Origin of the sequence: Sphingomonas sp. (assembly GCF_031380695.1) — a bacterium.
In the GTDB taxonomy this organism is placed as follows: Bacteria; Pseudomonadota; Alphaproteobacteria; order Sphingomonadales; family Sphingomonadaceae; genus Sphingomicrobium.
Window position 1 is genome coordinate 1 of record NZ_JANMWY010000128.1, and the last position, 1,571, is coordinate 1,571.

A 1,571-nucleotide genomic window follows, 5' to 3' on the forward strand; every position below is an offset into this window, starting at 1 on the left:
ACCATGGCTGACCGCTCCCGCGTCGCCGTCCTGATCAGCGGTCGCGGGTCGAACATGGCAGCGCTGGTTTACGCGGCTCGAGCCGACGATTCGCCCTACGAGGTGGCTGTTGTCGCGTCTGACCGTCTGGACGCGCCAGGCCTTGAAGTCGCAGTGGCCGAAGGAGTGGCTACCGCAGCCTTTGACGCAAAGACTCTCGGCAAGGTATTTTGGAACCGCCTCGATCTCGCTCTCGGTTCTTTTGAGATCGACACGATCGCGCTGGCCGGGTTCATGAAGATCATCCCCGCCGACTTCATCGCGCGGTGGGAGGGCCGCATCGTCAACGTCCACCCCTCGCTCCTCCCCCGCCACAAGGGTCTCGGCACCCACGCGGCGGTGCTCGCCGCGGGGGAGAAAGTGACCGGCGCCAGCGTCCACCTCGTCACCGCCGAGCTCGACGACGGCGCCTTGCTCGGCCAGGTCGAGGTTGCGGTGCTTCCGGGCGACGATGAGGAGACGCTGGCGACTCGCGTGCTGATCGCCGAACATCAGCTCTACCCGCGCATCCTCAGCCAGTTCGTCAGTCGGCCGATGTCCGCCGATTGGATCGAGCAGCGCGTCAACGCTCTCGCCAGCCGCCTCCCCGAAGTGGGGCGCAAGACCAGCCACGGCTCCCCCGGCTGGTCGGTCGGCGCGACCAAGACGCCCAAGCTGTTCGCGATCCTCGCCGATCACCATCACGGCGAGGAAGCGGTCGGACTGCTGGTCAAGGCGAGCGGGGTCGACGAGATGAATGGGCTGATCGAGGCGCATCCCGATATTTATTACTGGCCGAAATATTATGGCGCGGGCGGCTGGCTGGCGATCCGGCTCAACCGCAGCGATGTCGATTGGGATCATGTCGGCGAGTGGCTCGAACGCAGCTGGCGCGCCTGCGCCCCGCCGCGGTTGACGAAATTGATGACGATTGCCGAGGAGTTCTGACGCGTGCCCGATCCGCAATCCACAGATAGCAACCGGCGCCGCTGGATCAATCTCGGCGAGGGCGTGGCCGTCATCGGCCTGATCATCTCCGGCTTGGCCTTGTGGAACAGCTGGTCCAAGGACGATCGTCCCAAGGTTGTCGTCGAGCATGCCCGCGCGATCCCGCTCGCGCTTCGTGGCAAGCTCGAAGACGATGGCAAGCGCCTCGCCATCGCCCCGGTCGAACCTGGCCACGCGCTCGAGACGCTGACCCTGACCGCGCCGGGCAAGCCCGCACTCGACCTCGGCGGCGAGCCGCGTCTGTCGGCCTCGGCATTCGAGGGCCTGCTCAACCCTGCGCGCAAAAAAGAAGGCACCGGATCGCTCCGCGTGAGCTTCGCCGCGCGCTACATCGAAGGCGGGATCGAGCGGCGCGGTGGCGGCGCTTACTGGATCGCCTACCGCTGGACCGACGGCGGCCTGTTCGGAGGCCACTCCCTCCGACTCACGGGAATGACCCGCGGCTGACACGAAAATAGGCCGCCGGATAGCGCCGACGGCCGATTGGTCGAGGGACGAGGAGGCTTAGCCGACGATTTCTTCGGGCTTGAAGAAATAGGCGATCT

2 protein-coding genes are annotated in these 1,571 nt (G+C 66.1%); both read left to right on the forward strand.

Annotated elements, in window-relative coordinates; genetic code table 11:
- A partial coding sequence (gene purN / locus RMN84_RS04605) for a phosphoribosylglycinamide formyltransferase (protein ID WP_309611025.1) occupies positions 1 to 966 on the forward strand: 966 nt, incomplete at its 5' end.
- Positions 967 to 969: 3 nt separating this feature from the next.
- A complete protein-coding gene (locus RMN84_RS04610; protein WP_309611026.1) occupies positions 970 to 1,473 on the forward strand; it encodes a hypothetical protein in 504 nt (167 codons plus the stop codon).
- Positions 1,474 to 1,571 lie beyond the last annotated feature (98 nt).